14 protein-coding genes are annotated in these 17,234 nt (G+C 60.0%); 13 read left to right on the top strand and 1 reads right to left on the bottom strand.

Annotation, left to right across the window (positions count from 1 at the left end; genetic code table 11):
• Positions 1-3: 3 nt before the first annotated feature.
• Positions 4-1,920 (bottom strand): O-linked N-acetylglucosamine transferase, SPINDLY family protein, encoded by a 1,917-nt coding sequence (locus AC13QO_RS10345; RefSeq protein WP_488540589.1) that lies wholly within the window; start codon positions 1,918-1,920, stop codon positions 4-6.
• A 430-nt stretch (positions 1,921-2,350) separates the two neighbouring features.
• On the opposite strand from AC13QO_RS10345, the gene AC13QO_RS10340 reads away from it, so the two are divergent.
• The 13 genes from AC13QO_RS10340 to AC13QO_RS10280 all read left to right on the top strand — a co-directional run bounded on the left by AC13QO_RS10340 (position 2,351) and on the right by AC13QO_RS10280 (position 17,219).
• A complete protein-coding gene (locus AC13QO_RS10340; protein ID WP_085776962.1) occupies positions 2,351-3,256 on the top strand; it encodes a flagellin N-terminal helical domain-containing protein in 906 nt (301 codons plus the stop codon).
• 282 nt (positions 3,257-3,538) lie between these two features.
• Positions 3,539-4,447 (top strand): flagellin N-terminal helical domain-containing protein, encoded by a 909-nt coding sequence (locus tag AC13QO_RS10335; protein WP_085776963.1) that lies wholly within the window; start codon positions 3,539-3,541, stop codon positions 4,445-4,447.
• A 245-nt stretch (positions 4,448-4,692) separates the two neighbouring features.
• Positions 4,693-5,604 (top strand): flagellin N-terminal helical domain-containing protein, encoded by a 912-nt coding sequence (locus AC13QO_RS10330; protein WP_085776964.1) that lies wholly within the window; start codon positions 4,693-4,695, stop codon positions 5,602-5,604.
• A 299-nt stretch (positions 5,605-5,903) separates the two neighbouring features.
• Positions 5,904-6,866 (top strand): flagellin N-terminal helical domain-containing protein, encoded by a 963-nt coding sequence (locus AC13QO_RS10325; protein WP_285193455.1) that lies wholly within the window; start codon positions 5,904-5,906, stop codon positions 6,864-6,866.
• 202 nt (positions 6,867-7,068) lie between these two features.
• The gene (locus AC13QO_RS10320) at positions 7,069-7,698 is read left to right on the top strand and encodes a hypothetical protein (RefSeq protein WP_085776966.1); all 630 of its coding nucleotides are present in this window, start codon (positions 7,069-7,071) and stop codon (positions 7,696-7,698) included.
• Positions 7,695-9,023, top strand: coding sequence for a MotB family protein (locus AC13QO_RS10315; RefSeq protein ID WP_488540588.1), 1,329 nt, complete (start codon positions 7,695-7,697; stop codon positions 9,021-9,023). Before AC13QO_RS10320 ends, AC13QO_RS10315 begins: the two co-directional genes overlap by 4 nt.
• Positions 9,024-9,033: 10 nt before the next feature.
• The gene (motC, locus tag AC13QO_RS10310) at positions 9,034-10,329 is read left to right on the top strand and encodes a chemotaxis protein MotC (RefSeq protein ID WP_085776968.1); all 1,296 of its coding nucleotides are present in this window, start codon (positions 9,034-9,036) and stop codon (positions 10,327-10,329) included.
• Positions 10,326-11,768 (top strand): flagellar hook-length control protein FliK, encoded by a 1,443-nt coding sequence (fliK, locus tag AC13QO_RS10305; RefSeq protein WP_488540587.1) that lies wholly within the window; start codon positions 10,326-10,328, stop codon positions 11,766-11,768. The genes motC and fliK overlap by 4 nt, the downstream gene beginning before the upstream one ends.
• Entirely contained in the window at positions 11,689-12,273 is a 585-nt protein-coding gene (locus tag AC13QO_RS10300) for a lytic transglycosylase domain-containing protein (RefSeq protein ID WP_488540586.1), read from the top strand. The genes fliK and AC13QO_RS10300 overlap by 80 nt, the downstream gene beginning before the upstream one ends.
• Before the next feature lie 280 nt (positions 12,274-12,553).
• Positions 12,554-13,225 (top strand): transcriptional activator Rem, encoded by a 672-nt coding sequence (gene rem, locus AC13QO_RS10295; RefSeq protein WP_064709879.1) that lies wholly within the window; start codon positions 12,554-12,556, stop codon positions 13,223-13,225.
• A 126-nt stretch (positions 13,226-13,351) separates the two neighbouring features.
• The gene (locus AC13QO_RS10290; RefSeq protein WP_085776971.1) at positions 13,352-14,656 is read left to right on the top strand and encodes a flagellar hook protein FlgE; all 1,305 of its coding nucleotides are present in this window, start codon (positions 13,352-13,354) and stop codon (positions 14,654-14,656) included.
• A 19-nt stretch (positions 14,657-14,675) separates the two neighbouring features.
• On the top strand, positions 14,676-16,163 hold the full coding sequence (gene flgK / locus AC13QO_RS10285; protein WP_085776972.1) for a flagellar hook-associated protein FlgK: 1,488 nt from the start codon (positions 14,676-14,678) through the stop codon (positions 16,161-16,163).
• 3 nt (positions 16,164-16,166) lie between these two features.
• Complete coding sequence (locus AC13QO_RS10280; protein WP_085776973.1) at positions 16,167-17,219, top strand: flagellar hook-associated family protein; 1,053 nt, start codon at positions 16,167-16,169, stop codon at positions 17,217-17,219.
• Positions 17,220-17,234 lie beyond the last annotated feature (15 nt).

Genomic DNA, 17,234 nt, shown 5'->3' with positions numbered 1-17,234 from the left:
CCGTTACTCGGCCGCGAAGGGGGCCGTCCGCGGGGGCATCGCTGGAATATCCATGTGCTCGGGCGCCAGGCGCTGTTTCGCCCGTTCGGCCATGATTTCGTAGGCCTTCTCCAGGTGGTGGCAGAAACGTTCGGCGTCGAACAGCGGCGCGATATAACGCTGCTCCTTCAGATGTGCCTTGTATTCGGCGATCCGCTCGGGATTCTGCGCCAGCTCGACGGCGAGATCCTCGTATGCCTGCAGGTCGCTTGCGACGAGCTCGGGTAGATCGATCGCCCTGAGCAGGCTTTCGCTGACGCGCGAGGCGAAGTTGGTGCCCTTGACCGTCAAAACCGGCAGACCGCCCCAGAGCTGCTCCGAGGTGGTCGTGTGACCGTTGACAGGGAAGGTGTCGATCCCGAGGTCGGCTGCCTGCTGGCGGCTGATGTGATCTTCGTAGGGCGCGCGCGGGCAGAAGATGATGCGCTTGGGCGCAATGCCGGCGGCCTGGAACTGCTTCAGCAGGTTCGCCTGGTTGCGCGGCGAATTGGCCATCAGCCAGAGCACGCTGTTCGGCGCCCGCTTGAGGATGCGGCACCAGCTGTTGACCACATCGGGCGTGATCTTGCGGTTGCCGTTGAAGGAGGCGAAGATGAAGGCCTCTTCCGGCAGGCCGAGTTGCTCGCGGGTGACCGGACGCGGCTTCGGGCGATGCATCGGATCGTTCGGCTGGTAGCTCTCCGGAAGCCGGCAGAATTTCTCGTGGAAGAATGGCTTGGCCACGTCGGGCAGCACCGAATGGTCGCCGATGACGTAGTCCAGGTCAATGTTGACGGTGCTGCCGGGAAAACCGAGCCATCCGACATGAACAGGTGCCAGCGGCAGGTTGAAGGCTGACGCGCGGCTGCCCGACGTATGACCCTTCAGATCGACCATGATGTCGATATTGTGCTCGCGTACGATTTCCAGCACCGCCTGGTCGGAGAAACCGTGAATGTCGACGATCCTGCCCCAGCGGCTGCGGTCGGTGTCGTTATGCTTAAGGTATTCGGGGCCCGTATGGCAGAAGAGCGTCACCTCGAACCTGTCCTTGTCGTGAAGTTCGAGAATGCGCTGCAGCAGCTTCATCGTCGCGTGGCGATCCCAGAAGTCCGATGACATATAGCCGATGCGGATCTTGTTTGACCATGTGTGCGGCTGGTTGCGGCGGAACGCGACCCGTTCCTGGTTAAGCGGGGTCGTGCCGATCGTTGCATATCGGTTGAAATCTTCGTTGCCGCACCAGTGCAGATGATAGAATGGATTGTCCTTGCGCAGGATCTCCAGATCACCCTTTGCGAGGGCCTCGTCGATCACTGCCTGATGCTTGGCCGACTCTTCGAAATCGTTGAATTCACGAGCGAATACAAGGTGAAGAAAGCGGAAGGCGTGATTGCCTGGAAAGCGCTTGAAGAGGTTGCGCGCAAGCGTCTGGTTGGTCGCGTCGTTGAGATCGTCGCTGAGCAGCAGGGCCGCCAGGCGCATGTGATCGGGGTTCATGCTTTCCGACAGAACCGTCTTGAACGGGCGGATGATATCTCGCTGCTGGCGCTTCAGATAGATCGCGGTGATGATGAAGGCGAGTTCGGCATCTTCCTGCGCCCTGCTGAGGTTGCGCATGGCGATCAGCAGCGCTTCGTCCTCGTGGCCGGTTTCGTAGTGCAGCTTGGCAGCCTGCTTCTGATATTCGTAGGCGTTCGGTCCTTCGCAATTGCCGGCCAGGCCATAGGCTTTTGCGGCATCGGCCTTGAAGCCGAGCTGCACGAGGTTCTTGGCCAGCAGCGCATAGGTCTTGGCGTCCTGCTGAGTATCGATGAGCTGGTTGAGCGTCGCCAAGGACTTTGTGTAGCGGCCTGCCTGGTAATCTTTGGATGCCGCAGAGAACGAAACTTTGCTGTTCAAAACCCAACTCCGTGAAGGAAATTTTCTGGCATGGCTGTCGATCGCCGGGCGCGCACGATCCGTCCTCCCAGGCAACGGGTGGATTGATCCGATGATGCTATCCCGGCACCTGGCATGTTGCCATTCGAAGCTTGCTTGAAACAGGTGCGCCTCATGAAGACACCGTCTCGCCCCAGAGAAAACGGCTTCTTTCACGATACGTTAGCATGCGAAGGGATAGATTCAGCCGGTATTAACTATGGGATGTAAGGTGCCGGAGCGGAGCCTCCATTTTTAAGAAGTTGGCAAGCATTGGCTGCGAGATTGCCCTGGACATGACGGGTTTGGGCCAAACAAGCAGGCGCCGAGTAGCATGAAGCTGGTCCGTCATCGCCGGTAATACAGTCCGGTATGTCCTCCTTTTTGTATCTAGTTTCCAGGGGACAGATTTATGACAAGCATTAACACGAATTCTTCCGCACAGGCCGCTCTCCAGACGCTGCGCAATGTCAACCAGGGCCTCAACAAGACGCAGAACCACGTTTCATCCGGTTATCGCGTCGAAAAGGCTTCCGACAACGCTGCTTACTGGTCGATCGCAACGACCATGCGTTCGGACAACAAGGCACTGTCGGCCGTTTCCGACGCCCTCGGCGTGGGTGCTGCGAAGGTCGATACCGCTTACACCGCCATGGACAGCGCCATCGACGTCGTCGGCGAAATCAAGGCCAAGCTGGTTGCCGCGACTGAAAACGGCGTCGACAAGGCCAAGGTGCAGGAAGAAATCGGTCAGTTGCAGCAGCAGCTCCTGAGCATCGCCCAGTCGGCTTCCTTCAACGGCGAGAACTGGGTTGCTGGCGCTGCCGGCACCAAGAGCGTCGTTTCCTCCTTCGTCCGCGACGGCTCGAACGCAGTATCGATCACCACGACCGATTACGTTCTCAACAGCGGTTCCGCCGGCAACGTTCTGTTCGGCATGAGCAACGGGACGGTCGAAACCTCCACGGGTATCCTCGGTACGTCGACGGGCGCGACCGGTTCTATCTACTCGATGAACATCACCAACTTCACCGCCGGTCAGATCCAGACGGCTCTGACCAACGTCGAATCGGCTCTGAAGTCGATGACCAGCGCCGGTGCCGCTCTCGGCTCGCTCTCCAGCCGCATCGACAGCCAGGAAGACTTCGTGTCGGCTCTCAGCGACTCGATCGACTCCGGTATCGGCCGTCTCGTCGACGCCGACATGGAAGAAGAATCGTCGAAACTCAGCGCCCTGCAGACCCAGCAGCAGCTGGCGATCCAGTCGCTGTCGATCGCGAACTCCTCTTCGCAGAACATCCTGTCGCTCTTCCGCTAAAGCGGTCGGCACAAGGCTTTCAAGTTTCGCGGCCGGGTCAGCCCCGGCCGCGAAATGTTTTAACATAAGGTTAATGAGCGTCCGTCTAAGTATCAGATATTTTTACGAAATTTCCATTTTGAATTTAGCTTTCCTTAACCATCTTGCTGTTTTCTAGGCCCATCGAAACGGCGAGTTAACCCTAACGAGAATGGTTAACAGGCATGATGCTGATCGCTGTGGGCCGGACGAAAATCCGGAATGTCCCTTTTTTAAGATCTGCCAATAAGGGGCAAACTTACTATGACGAGCATCAACACCAATAACGCTGCAATGGCAGCCCTTCAGACTCTGCGCGGGGTCAACCAGGGTCTCCAGACCACCCAGGCTCATGTTTCGTCCGGCTATCGTGTCGGCAAGGCTGCCGACAACGCTGCCTACTGGTCGATCGCAACGACCATGCGTTCGGACAACAAGGCACTGTCGGCTGTTTCCGACGCTCTCGGCCTCGGCGCTGCCAAGGTCGACACGGCTTACTCCGCAATGGACAGCGCCATCGACGTCGTCGGCGACATCAAGGCCAAGCTGGTTGCCGCGACTGAAAACGGCGTCGACAAAGCCAAGGTCCAGGAAGAAATCAGCCAGCTGCAGCAGCAGCTCCTGAGCGTCGCTCAGTCGGCTTCCTTCTCCGGTGAAAACTGGGTTGCCGGCGCTAACGGCACCAAGAACGTCGTTGCCTCCTTCGTCCGCGACGGCTCCAACGCCGTTTCGGTCGTGATGACCGACTATGTTCTCGACAACAGCTCCACGGGCAACGTCCTGTTCGGCATGAGCGCCGGCGCGGTTGAAACCTCCACGGGTATCCTCGGTACTTCGAACGGCGCAACCGGTTCCGTCTACGCGATGGACATCACCAACTTCACCCTCGGCCAGATCCAAACGGCTCTGACCAACGTTGAGTCGGCTCTGAAGTCCATGACCAGCGCCGGTGCTGCTCTCGGCTCGATCTCTAAGCGCATCGAGCTTCAGGAGAACTTCGTATCGGCTCTCAGCGACTCGATCGACTCCGGTATCGGCCGTCTCGTCGACGCCGACATGGAAGAAGAGTCCTCCAAACTCAGCGCCCTGCAGACCCAGCAGCAGCTCGCCGTCCAGTCCCTGTCGATTGCGAACTCCTCTTCGCAGACCATCCTGTCGCTCTTCCGCGGCTAATAAACGCCAGAAAATATGGCCCGCCGGTCTCCGGCGGGCACCTCTGCTCGAGCCGCGCTTCGATGAAGCGCGGCTTTCTTATTTTCGTTAACGATTGATTAACCATAATGTTGTCTTCTCAGCTCAACGAGACGGCGGGTTAACCGACATTAAAAACCGGTTAACAGGCATGAGGCTGATCCCCGTTCCCGGTAACATTCCGGAATGTCCCTTTTTCCCAGATGCCAACAAGGGGCAATCATTTCATGACCAGCATTTTGACGAACGTCGCGGCAATGGCCGCACTTCAGACACTCCGCGGAATCAACGACAGCCTCGAAGACACGCAGAACCACGTCTCGTCGGGTTACCGCGTCGAAAAGGCTGCCGACAACGCCGCTTACTGGTCGATCGCAACGACCATGCGTTCGGACAACAAGGCGCTTTCGGCCGTGTCCGACGCTCTTGGCCTCGGCGCCGCCAAGGTCGACACCGCCTACTCCGCCATGGACAGCGCCATCGACGTCATCAGCGAGATCAAGGCGAAGATCGTCGCCGCAACCGAAAAGGGCGTCGACAAGACCAAGGTCCAGGAGGAAATCGGTCAGTTGCAGCAGCAGCTGCTGAGCATCGCACAGTCGGCTTCCTTCTCCGGTGAAAACTGGGTCGCCGGCGCCGATGGCACCAAGAGCGTCGTGTCGACCTTTGTCCGCGACGGTAACGGCAATGTCTCGGTCAAGACGACCGACTACGTCCTGGACACGAGCTCCACGGGCAACGTTCTCTTCGGCATGACCTCGACCGGTACGATCGAGACGACCTCCGGCATCATCGGCACATCCTACGGCACGATCGGTTCGATCTACTCTATGGACATCAGCACCTTCGGTTCGGCTGAGATCTCCATGGCCCTGACCTCCATTGAGGCCGGCCTCGAAGCGATGACCAAGGCTGCATCGCAGCTCGGTTCGATTTCGACCCGTATCGAATTGCAGGAGAACTTCGTCGGAGCGCTCAGCGATTCGATCGACTCGGGCGTCGGCCGCCTCGTCGATGCCGACATGGAAGAGGAATCGAGCAAGCTGACGGCGTTGCAAACCCAGCAGCAGCTGGCGATCCAGTCGCTGTCGATCGCCAACTCCAGCGCGCAGAACATCCTCACGCTGTTCCGCAGCTAAATCAGCCGCTGAAGCTGGATCGAATCTTGCGCCGCCGATCGGCCGCAAGCAGGAAACCTTCCGGACCGCGCCCGAAACGGCGCGGTTCTTTGTTTTATATCAATAGCTTAACGTACGAGATAATCCGCTTGTCGCGCTCTTGGCGCCGCTCTTGCCCAACAAGTTGATATCGAGTTAACTTCGCCTTGAGTTGATTTGCTTTTGCGACGCGCCGGTGAAATTTCGCCGGAGGCATGAGGCCACTTCAGTCGCCGCCGGCAATCCGGCCTGCCCTTTCATCTTATTCCGAGACCCTGTCGATGACCGTTAAGATTACCAGCGCGGCCGCGGTGAATGCACTTGCGGTGCTGCGCAGCATCAACAAAGAAGCCAGTCAGACCCAGCAGCAAGTGTCTTCGGGCTATCGGATCGAGACGGCCGCAGACGATGCCTCCTACTGGTCGGTCGCCACTGTCATGCGCTCGGACAGCACCAATCTCGGCACGATCGGCGATGCGCTCGGTCTCGGGGCTGCCAAGGTGGATGCGACCTACACGGCAATGAATTCGGCGATCGATCTCGTCAGCCAGATCCGCGCCAAGCTGGTTGCGGCAAGAGAGCCCGGCACCGATAAGGACAAGATCAATGCTGAGATCAGCGAATATAAGGAGCAGCTGAAGACCGTTGTCGGGTCGACGTCGTTTGCAGGCGAGAACTGGTTGCTGAACAGTGACAAGGCAGCGCCGCCGACATGGTCGGTCATTTCAGGTTTCGTGCGCGCCTCGACGGGCGAATACCAGGCCCAGACCATCGACTTCCCTTCGTCGCAGACCATCCTCATCGACAAGAACAATGCGAGCGGCGGCCTGTTCACCAAGGCGATTGATGCCCAGGCGATCAACAACAGCGGCACGGGACCGCGGAACTATTACCTGCTGGACGCCGGGTCGACCACGCCGGCGACGGGCAGCGAGATCGCGATCGACAAGAACACCACTGACGCCCAGCTCGTCGACATGCTCGATGTGACCGACTCCCTGTTCTCCTCGCTGACGACGACGGCCGCCTCAATCGGTGTGATGAAGACGCGTATTGACGACCAGATCGACTACGCGGCCGATCTGTCGGATTCGATCGACAAGAGCGTCGGCGCGCTGGTCGATACCGATATGGATGAGGCCTCGATCCGCCAGAAGGCGATCGAAACTCAGAAGCAGATGGCTGTCGAAGCGATCTCGATCCTCAACACGGCGGCAAGCAAGATCCTCATTCTGCTGGAGTAGAGCTGGGCGCGATCACCAATGGCGGCGGCGCCATTCATCCTCGCGCAAGTTTGACTTCCTAGTTTCCGGCATGAAGGCATCGTCCGAAAATCATGCCGGCGCAAGGTCAAGCCCTTGTTCGCTGCGAAGGACATGTCGCGCGCAAGGTCATTTTGAACGGGGGCGGGCAAGCCGCACGTCTTCCGGATGCTGGATGGTTTCTATGAGCATTTCGCTTTCTCGGTATTTGAAGGACTTCGGCGAACCGAAGCCGTCAGCGCCGATCATCGATATCGACGATTTGGCCGGAGATGGTTTTCCGGAGACGCCGAGCGAACCTCCGGTCGACATCGAGGCGGAGCGGCGCGAGGCCTATGCGCAAGGCCATGCGGCGGCGACCGCTGATTTGACCGAGAAATACGAAAGCGAGGCGCGCGCTCTGGCCGAGGCCCATACGCGCGCGCTCGAGGAACTGAAGATTCGCTACGAAGTGGAGGCGGCCGCGGTCATTGCATCCCGCGTCCGCGATATCGCTGAAGAAGTCGCTCAGCTCGTCAGCGCCGGCGCGGCGATCGCCATTGCGCCCGTCGTGACGGAAGCGCTTGCGGCCAAGGCTGCCGAAAGTCTCGCCGCTCTGCTGCGTGAAGCAATTCTCGAAGGTGCAGCCGGACCGGTCGTTGTCAGAGGGCCGACCGGCCTTTTCGACATATTGAAAGCCGAGCTCGGCGAACATGCCACGGCGGTTCGGCACATCGAGGCCGAAGATGTCGATCTAGCCGTCGAAATCGGTGAGTCCGTCATCGTTACCCGTATGTCCGCCTGGGCGGCCAGCTTGAAGAAAGTTCTCGAATGAGCGACGGCGAAAACCATCACCACGGCAGAAACGAGATCATTATCGTCAAGCGGCATGGCGGCGGTGATCACGATGGTGCCCATGGCGGTGCGTGGAAAATTGCCTATGCCGACTTCATGACGGCGATGATGGCATTCTTCCTTGTCATGTGGCTGGTGAACGCCGCCAACGAGGAGACCAAGGCCGCGGTTGCGACCTATTTCAATCCGATCAAGCTTGCCGACGAAAAGCCGACCGAGAAAGGCCTGAAGAAGCCTGTCGACCATGCCGAGGGCGAGGAGAAGAAGGAAAAGTCGAAACAGAAGGAAGATAATCCGACCGAGGGTAAGTCCGCCGCCGATGGTGACGACCAGACATCGACCTCAGGCGACCAGACCAATTATTCCGAGGCCGATTTCTTCGAGAATCCCTATTCGGTTCTCGCCGAGATCGCCCAGGAGGTCGGCCAGCAGGCCAATGTCAGCGCCAAGGGCGATGGCGGCGCGGCCGATTCCGGCCCTGCCACCGGCGCCGATGGCGGGCAAGCCTATCGCGATCCCTTCGATCCGGATTTCTGGACGAAGCAGGTCGAGGTGACAACGGCCGGAAAACCCTTGCCGCCCGACAAGAGCGAGGAGCAGCCGACCGAGAGCGAGACGACGGAGATCGCCAAGGCCGAGGATATGAAGCCGGTGCCTTTGGCGACCGACCAGAAGCCCGCAAAGGAAGCCCCTGCTAAGGAAGCCAAGGAAATGAAGGGCGCCGCAGAGGCCAAGGACGGCAAGGTGACGGAGGGCAAAGCGGTCGAGGAGAAGAAGGCGGAAGCTCGGAAGGACGCCGAGCATCAGAAGGAAGCCGACCAGAGCGCGGCTGAGCCCGAGCGGCAGAAGAAGGAAGCTGAACAGCTTCAAGCGCAGATCTCCCAACAGATCGGCGGTGTTGCCGGCAAGCTCGCGGAAGGCCTGACAGTGACGGCGGCCGAAGGCGGCCTGCTGGTCAGCATCTCCGACCAGAACGATGATTCGATGTTCAATATCGGTTCGGCTGTTCCGCGCCAGGAGATGGTGCTCGCCATGGAAAAGATCGGGACGATCCTGAAGGAGAGGGGTGGCGCAGTCGCCATCCGCGGCCACACCGACGGGCGCCAATACAAGGGCGGGCAGAACGAGAACTGGCGGCTTTCGATGGATCGCGCCCAGAGCGCCTATTACATGCTCGTGCGCGGCGGACTGGACGAGACGCGCGTCTCCCAGGTCTCCGGTTTCGCCGACCGTCGGCTGAAGCTCCCCGCCGACCCGTTCAATGCGGTCAACCGCCGGATCGAGATCCTGGTGCAGGCGGAATAGGGATAGTCGGATGGCGCGTCGGCAGCATCGCTACGTCGGATTTATGGCCCTCGGCCTGGCGATGCTTTCGCCTGCCGCAGGCAAAGCGCAGGATCCGGACGATCTTGCGCCGTACAAGATGCTGCGGTCGCTGCAGTTCGTGCAGGATTCCGTCGTCGCCGGCGATCATTCGGCCGGCGAAATGCAGCGCTTCATGCTGGGCACCATCGACGAGCGGCTGCGAACGGCCAATACAAAGATTTTCGATGATGACCGCAATGTCGATGCGGCGCTGATCTATACAATGAGCGGCGGCAATCCCCAGACGCTCGAATATCTGATCGCCCATGACGTCGACGGCTATTTCGATAACCGCGTCACCGATGTGCTGCGCAAATATCTGACCGGCAAGGGGCTGCTCGTCGCCAAGACGCTGGAGGAAACCGCCAGGGAATATCGCGACAAGAAGATCGGTCCATACCTGGCGCTGATCGGCGGCAACGTGCTGATCGCCACGAAACCGACAGATGCGCTTGATCTCTACGACCAGGCACGCCTTGCCGCGCCGGGCACAATCGTCGAGGAGGCAGCCTTGCGCCGTTCCCTCGCCATCTGCGTCGACAAGCGAATGCTCGACAAGGGGCTCGCCTATTCGCAGCGTTATGCCAGGCGCTTCCTGCATTCGCCCTATGCCAGTCAGTTCGCCGATCTTTTCGTCAAGCTCGTCGTCGCCCATGATCACGATGTGAAACCGCAGGATGTCGTCGATATCCTCTCATTCATGGATGCCCCGCGCCAGCGCGAGGTCTATCTGCGCATCGCCCGCGCTGCGGCGATAGCGGGCAAGCCCGAGCTGGCGCGCATGGCGGTCGAACATGTGCAGTTGCTTGGCGCGGGCACCGATAATGCCTTCGGCCCGCTCGCAGATTTTTATGGCGGCATGGCCGGCCTTCCCACGGAGGAGATCGACCAGGCGGCAAAGAATGTCAGCGGCATCGACGGCGAAAGGCTTTCGCCGCGGGATCAGGCGCTGCAGGCGGCGGCGCGCTCCGTTGCCGAGCAGATCCTGCGTGCGCCGGATCCGGCAAGCTTGACGCAAGCATCCAATCCTAACACTTCTCATCAAGAAATCACTTCTGAAAAGGCTGCGGCGATAGCCACGCAACCGGGGACGCCAGGCGCGCCTCCCGAGCCTGTTCCAGGAGGTGTGGCATCGACTGGCCAGAGCCAGGATACCGACTCCTCATTCAACACATTTGTGACGACCAGCCGATCCAAGCTCGACGAGATCGATGGTCTTCTGGCGCAGGAAGGCAACGAACAATGATGGACTTGAGCGTCTCGGGCGGAGCCTCTGGTGCGGAGGCGGCTGCGGCCGCGAAATCTGCAAAGGCTGCAAAGGGGGATGCCGCCGGTCAGCAGGGCGGCTTCTCCGATGTGCTTGCTGAGACAGGCGGCAGCGCCGTCGACGGCGCGCCGGACGATGCACAGCCGGATCAGAGTGTCGCCAATGGCGATCCAGGGAAGGTGGCGCGGACGATCCGCAGCCGCAGCGGCGCCAGACCGCTGATCCATCTCAGCGACGCCGCACTGAAGGCACAGGCCGAAGTGCAGCCAGAAACGGTCGCTAATGCCGAAAAGGTGGTCGCAAAGCCGGCGAAGGATGGGCTCAAATTGCCGGCCGGCGTCGGCAAGCCCGATCCCAAGGATCAGTCCGCCGACGAGGCCACGCAGGAGGCCAAGGGCGTCAAGCGCGTCAAGACGGACATCTCGAAAACAGATGCGGATAAGGACGGTGGGGCCGAGGACGGCGGCATCTCCGATGTGCTCGGCCTGCTGAAGCAGGAGCCCGCCGATGGCACGGTCGCTTCACCAGCCGCCGCAGCCGCCCATCAAGCCTTCACCAAGACCGACGAGGCCGGATCTGCCGAGAAGACGACCGCTGGTATCGACGCCAAAACGAGCGGGCACGCATCCGACGCCCTGGCGGTTGTCAGCGGCAATATCGAAAGCGTCAAGTCTGATGATATCAAGGTTCCCGGCGCCGAGAATACCGAAGCCGCCGACGGCCGGACGTTCCGGATCAGTCGCGCCGACGGCCGCGGCGTTTCGATGGACGTTCACCTCGGCGCGGAACAGGCCGGGTCCAAGGACGGTGCGAAGAAGACCGATCTCGAGAATGTCTCGGTCCTCGAATCGCGCCGCTATATCGGCCTGGCGCAGAATACCAATTCCGCTGCGGTCACCGCCGCTCTCTCCGGTGATTCCGAATGGGCGCGCGCCATGCAGCCGAGTTCGACGCTCTCCAACGCGGCGGAATGGACGAGCACCGGCAAGGTGGTCAATACGCTGAAGATCCAGATGAACCCGATCGATCTCGGCCTGGTGACGGCAACCATGCGCCTGGCCGGCGACGCCCTGAACGTCGACCTTAAGGTCGAAACCGGCGCCGCCTACCGGCAGCTGAAGGAAGATCACGGCAAGATTCTCGAATCCCTGCGCAGCCAGGGCTATGCGGTCGACAACGTCACCATCAGCATGGCCCCCGTCGAACGGGCCGACGCCGGCAACCAGGCCGGCAGCCAGGGGCAGGCCTCCCAGCAGCAGTCGCTGCCTCAGCAAGGGCAGGGCGGCGAGGCGCGCGAGCGCCACAATCAGACGGCGCAACGGATGGATGGAGGCTTCAATGGCGCAGGCGAGACCGGTATCGAAGACGTCTTTGCTGGCGGTGCTCGCAGCAGCGGTGCTGGCGGCGTTTACCTCTGAGGCAGCCGCTTCCACCGGTGCCTGCGAACGCGAAATCCAGTCGGCCGCGGTCAAATACGGTATCCCTGAAGGCATCCTCTATTCGGTCGGCCTGACGGAGACCGGCCGCAGGGGCTCACTCTATCCCTATGCCATGAACGTCGAAGGCAAGGCGATTTTCCCGCCCTCGGAACAGGATGCGGTGAGGCAGTTCGATGTGGCCCGCAGAAGCGGGGCGAAGCTCATCGACATCGGATGCATGCAGATCAATCACTATTATCACGGCGAGAATTTCCCCTCCGCCGAAGATATGTTCGATCCGCATCGCAATGTGGAATATGCGGCGAGGTTTCTCCGCAACCTGCATGACCGTCATGAGACCTGGACGATGGCGGTAGCAAGATACCACGCGGGGCCGAATAACAATCCCGCGCAGAAGCAGTATGTCTGCCGCGTTATCGCCAATTTGGTGGCGACCGGCTATGGCAAGTGGACTCCCAATGCGAGTAACTTCTGCCAGAATTAATTCAACCAGAGAGAGAATTGCCAAATTGTGACAGAACTGTGTCGCAATGTGGCAGGAATCCGGCGCCAAGCCGGTACGCAAGTCACAATTAACCGAGCGTTAACTTTTCCACGAAACTTTTGTGTGGATATCTGGGCGTAGCCACTAGATGTAGATCAAATCGCCACGCGGATCTTAATCAATTATTAATTTCCGCCATTCACTTTATCGAGTTGTCGCCGATTCGCGCGATTCGTACCCATAGATCATCGAAGTGCCACACTGATTCGGAGGCGGACGAATGATCGTAGTGGTTGATGAGCGTGAGCTCGTAAAAGACGGATACACATCCCTGTTTGGCCGGGAGGGCATTCCCTCCACCGGCTTTGATCCATCGGAATTCGGCGAGTGGGTGCAGACCGCCGCCGATTCGGATATTGCGGCGGTCGAGGCCTTCCTGATCGGTCAGGGCCAGCGCAGCTTCGAACTGCCCCGGGCGATCCGGGACCGTTCGATGGCGCCGGTGATTGCGGTCAGCGATCAGCCCTCGCTCGAAAACACCCTTGCGCTTTTCGATTGCGGCGTCGACGACGTGGTGCGCAAACCGGTCCATCCGCGCGAAATTCTCGCCAGAGCGGCCGCGATCCGGCGCCGGTTGAAGGCCATTGCCAACTACACCGATATCGGTGGCATCCGCGTCTTCTCGGATGGCCGTGACCCCGAAATCAACGGCGAGGTCTTTGCGCTTCCCCGGCGCGAGCGCCGCATCCTCGAATATTTGATCGCCAACCGCGGTCGCCGGGTCACCAAGACCCAGATCTTCAACGCCATCTACGGCATCTTCGATGAAGAGGTCGAGGAGAACGTCGTCGAAAGCCACATCTCGAAGCTGCGCAAAAAGCTGCGCAAGAAGCTCGGCGTCGATCCGGTCGATTCCAAGCGCTTCCTCGGCTACTGCATCGATTGGGCCTGATTTTTCCGGCCGGGTGGCGGCGCCCGGCTGAACCTCGATATTGGCCTTGCTGCTCGCCATGACAGACAGCTTCACGCAAGGCCCGACAAATACTCTCGAGTTTAACAGGTAAAACGAGGTTTTCAGATGAGCATTTTCGGCAGCATGAAGACGGCAGTGTCGGGCATGAACGCGCAGGCCAACCGCCTCAGCACCGTCTCCGACAACATCGCCAACGTGAACACCACCGGTTACAAGGCCGTATCGACGAGCTTCTCCTCGTTGGTTCTTCCCTCCTCGGGCGGCAACTACAATTCCGGCGGCGTTCAGACCTCCGTGCGCCAGGCCGTCTCCGACCAGGGTGATATTTCTTACACGACCTCCACCACCGATCTTGCGATTTCGGGCGATGGCTTCTTCATCGTCCAGGGTCCCGACGGCACCCCGGTTCTGACCCGCGCCGGCGACTTCCAGAAGGACGACGAAGGCAATCTCGTCAATGCCGCCGGCTTCCAGCTGATGGGTTATTCCTACGACTCCGGCGCTCCCGCCGTCGTAGTCAACGGCTTCGACGGCCTCGTTCCCGTCAACGTCAATCAGGAGGGGCTGACCGCGATCGCCTCGACATCGGGTGTCTTCAAGGGCAATCTCGATTCCGGCGCCAATATCGCTCCGGTCGCTCCGGCGACGCTGCCGAGCGCGAACGCCGCCACCACGACGGCCGACACCAAGAAGTTTTCGATGGTCGCCTACGACCATCTCGGCAACAAGGTGATGTACGACTTCTACTTCACCAAGACCTCGGTCGTGACACCGCCGCCGGCAACCGGTACGGCGAGCACTTGGGAGGTCGCGGTCTTCCGCAACGCCGATGCGGCGTCGGGCGGTACGACCTCCTTCCCTTACACCGGCGGCGCCGGCGCCGTTGTCGCCTCCGGAAACCTTACATTCGACCGCAACGGCAAGATGCTGACCGGCGGCGCCCTCACCATTGCCGATACGACGAATGCTCTATCGATCAACATGGATCTCTCCGGCTTCACGCAGCTGGGCGCCGCCTTTGCCGGCACCGGTACACCGAACGGCCAGGCGGCGAGCCCGGTCAAGGATGTCACGATCGATGGCGATGGCATCGTCTACGCCAAATACGAAGACGGCAGCACCAAGCCGCTCTATCGTATTCCGCTCGCCAATGTCGCAAGCCCGGACAAGCTGACGCTGATGAGCGGCAACGTCTACAGTGCCAATGGCCAGTCGGGCGTTACCGTCACCGGCTTCCCTCAAACCAACGGCCTCGGCACGATCAAGTCAGGCGCTCTGGAAGGTTCGAACGTCGATCTTGCCGGCGAACTGACCGAGATGATCGAAGCGCAACGCAGCTACACCGCCAATTCGAAAGTGTTCCAGACGGGGTCCGACATCATGGACGTCCTCGTCAACCTCAAGAGATAAGTAGGGTAACGGGTAAGCCATGTCGCTCACGTCCGCACTTAATACCGCGCAGAACATATTCAACAATACCGGCACGCAGAGCAGTGTCGTATCGAACAATATCTCGAATGCGGGCAATAAAGATTATGTGCGCCGGCAGGCGATGCTCACGACGTCCCTGAATGGCGCGCAGGTCGTCCAGATCAACCGGGCACAGGAAGACGCCCTGCTGCGCCAGTATCTGAAGACATCCTCTCAGGACAGCGCTCAGCAGACCCTGCTGGGCGGCCTCGAAGATCTCAAATCGATCATGGGTGGCAACGACTACGAAACCTCGCCGTCGACTTATCTCGGTGTTTTCCAACAGAAACTGCAGGCTTTCAGAACCTCGCCGGGCAGCACCGTCGCCGCTCAGGGGGCCATCACCGCCGCCCAGGATGTCGCCAACTCGTTGAACAATGCCTCGCAGTCCGTTCAGGACGTTCGCGCCAACGCCGACAAGGAAATCACCACCGCCGTCGATACGCTGAATACGCTCCTCGGCCAGTTCGAGAAGGCTAACAATGCTGTCAAGACCGCCACTGCCTCCGGTACGGATGCATCCGGCGCTCTCGATGAACGCGAAAAAGTTCTAAAGCAGATTTCGCAAATCGTTGGCGTCAGTGCGACGACGCGCGACAACAACGACATGGTGCTGAGCACGCCGGACGGAACGATCCTCTTCGAGACGATCCCGCGCAAGGTGACGTTCAAGTCCCAGGATATCTATACCGCCACCACGATCGGCAATTCTGTCTATATCGACGGTGTTGCGCTGCCGCTCGGCAAGGGTTCGACGACGACGGGGCAGGGAAGCCTCCAGTCGCTCCTGCAGATTCGCGACGAGATTGCCCCCAACTTCCAGAAGCAGCTCGACGAAATCGCCCGTGGCCTCGTCTCGCTCTTCAAGGAGCAGAACACGGCAGGGCCCCCGGCCTATGTGCCAGGCCTCTTCACCTGGAGCGGCGGCACGGTCGATACTGGCGCCACCGCGGTCGCCGGGATGGCGTCGACCATCACGGTCAGCACCCGCGTAATCACCTCGCAGGGCGGCGATCCGATGCGTCTGCGCGATGGTGGCGTCAACGCCGCCGGCGTCGTCCTGAACACGTCAGGCGTCAGCGGTTATACGGCTGAACTCGACCGCCTTTATACGGCGATGACATCCGACATGGATTTCGACCCGGCAGCTGGAGCGCCGGTCGGCTTCGACGCCACGACGGGCATCGATTCCAACGTCAGCATCATGGAATATGCCACGAATTCCCTCGGCTGGCTCGAGCAGTACCGCAGCAACGCTACGACGGCGGCCGAAAACACTTCGGCGGCACTGTCGCGCTCCGACGAAGCCTATTCCAATGAGACCGGCGTCAACCTCGACGAGGAGCTGACGCTGCTCCTTGATATCGAGCAGTCCTACAAAGCGGCGACCAAGATTCTGAACGCCGTAGACGAAATGCTGAAGTCATTGCTGGATATTGCGAGTTAAGCCATGAAGAGCTCATTTATTTCAAGTTCGGCCATTCAGAATGCAATGCGGTTGACGATCCGTCAGGCGCAGAACCAGATGACGAAGGCGACGATGGAAGCGACCACGGGGGTCTATGCGGATATCGGCGTCTCGCTCGGCGGCAATGCGGCCAGAAGCGTAGATTTCACCCGCGAGACCGACAGAATCGATTCAATCAAATCAAGCAATTCGCTTGTCAGCGCACGCATGGAATCCTCGCAGCTCGGTCTTTCCAAGATGAAGGACGTCGGCGATGGCCTCGTTTCGAAGCTGACGGCGCTGCAGGGTAGCCACGATCCGGGCAGCATAACCGTCGCCATTCAGTCGGCCACCAGCGCACTTTCGACCATGATGGATACGGCCAACACCATGGTGAACGGGGAATATCTGTTCTCCGGCATCAACACGGACGTGCAGCCGCTGACCGACAAGACGACGGCCACGAGCGCCGCCATCGTTACTGCGCTCAACACTTATGCGGCCGGTCTCGTTCCGCCGAAAGCGGTCAGCGACCTCACCGGCGCTGAAATGGGGACCTTCATCACGTCGACGGTCGAGCCGATGTTCAGCGAAGCGAACTGGACGGCTGCGGGGACCGGCTGGTCGCAGGCGTCGAGTCAGAACATGACGAGCCGCATCAGCAACTCGGAAGTGATCGAATCTTCGACCAATGCCAATTCCGAAGGCATGCGTTATTTGGCGCTTGCTTCGGTCATGACCACCGCCCTGCTCGGCCAGAACCTCAGCACCGATGCAATGACGACGGTGTCCAAGCAGGCGATCAGCTACACGGCCAAGGCCACAAGCGGCCTCGTGACGCAGGCAAGTCAGCTTGGCCTCTCCCAGGAGCGCGTCAAGAAGTCCAATGACGCTCTCGACGCTCAGTCGAACATCATCAAGAACAAGCTGGTCGATCTCCAGGGCGTCGATCCCTACGAAGCCTCGACCCTCGTCAAGACTTTGGAAACGCAGCTTGAAACCGCTTACACGATCGTCTCGAAGATCCAGCAGTTGAGTCTCGTAAACTACCTTTGATGATCAAAGGCGCGC

The organism is Rhizobium sp. CNPSo 3670, from assembly GCF_057784555.1.
The sequence above is the reverse complement of the archived record's forward strand: the minus strand, read 5'-3'. Positions and strand labels throughout refer to the sequence as shown.

Bases quoted from the DNA above. Each gene is read 5' to 3' on its own strand.
- AC13QO_RS10340 (WP_085776962.1), top strand. From the start codon at position 2,351: ATGACAAGCATTAACACGAATTCTTCCGCACAGGCCGCTCTCCAGACG.
- AC13QO_RS10335 (WP_085776963.1), top strand. From the start codon at position 3,539: ATGACGAGCATCAACACCAATAACGCTGCAATGGCAGCCCTTCAGACT.
- AC13QO_RS10330 (WP_085776964.1), top strand. From the start codon at position 4,693: ATGACCAGCATTTTGACGAACGTCGCGGCAATGGCCGCACTTCAGACA.
- AC13QO_RS10325 (WP_285193455.1), top strand. From the start codon at position 5,904: ATGACCGTTAAGATTACCAGCGCGGCCGCGGTGAATGCACTTGCGGTG.
- AC13QO_RS10320 (WP_085776966.1), top strand. From the start codon at position 7,069: ATGAGCATTTCGCTTTCTCGGTATTTGAAGGACTTCGGCGAACCGAAG.
- AC13QO_RS10315 (WP_488540588.1), top strand. From the start codon at position 7,695: ATGAGCGACGGCGAAAACCATCACCACGGCAGAAACGAGATCATTATC.
- motC (WP_085776968.1), top strand. From the start codon at position 9,034: ATGGCGCGTCGGCAGCATCGCTACGTCGGATTTATGGCCCTCGGCCTG.
- fliK (WP_488540587.1), top strand. From the start codon at position 10,326: ATGATGGACTTGAGCGTCTCGGGCGGAGCCTCTGGTGCGGAGGCGGCT.
- AC13QO_RS10300 (WP_488540586.1), top strand. From the start codon at position 11,689: ATGGCGCAGGCGAGACCGGTATCGAAGACGTCTTTGCTGGCGGTGCTC.
- rem (WP_064709879.1), top strand. From the start codon at position 12,554: ATGATCGTAGTGGTTGATGAGCGTGAGCTCGTAAAAGACGGATACACA.
- AC13QO_RS10290 (WP_085776971.1), top strand. From the start codon at position 13,352: ATGAGCATTTTCGGCAGCATGAAGACGGCAGTGTCGGGCATGAACGCG.
- flgK (WP_085776972.1), top strand. From the start codon at position 14,676: ATGTCGCTCACGTCCGCACTTAATACCGCGCAGAACATATTCAACAAT.
- AC13QO_RS10280 (WP_085776973.1), top strand. From the start codon at position 16,167: ATGAAGAGCTCATTTATTTCAAGTTCGGCCATTCAGAATGCAATGCGG.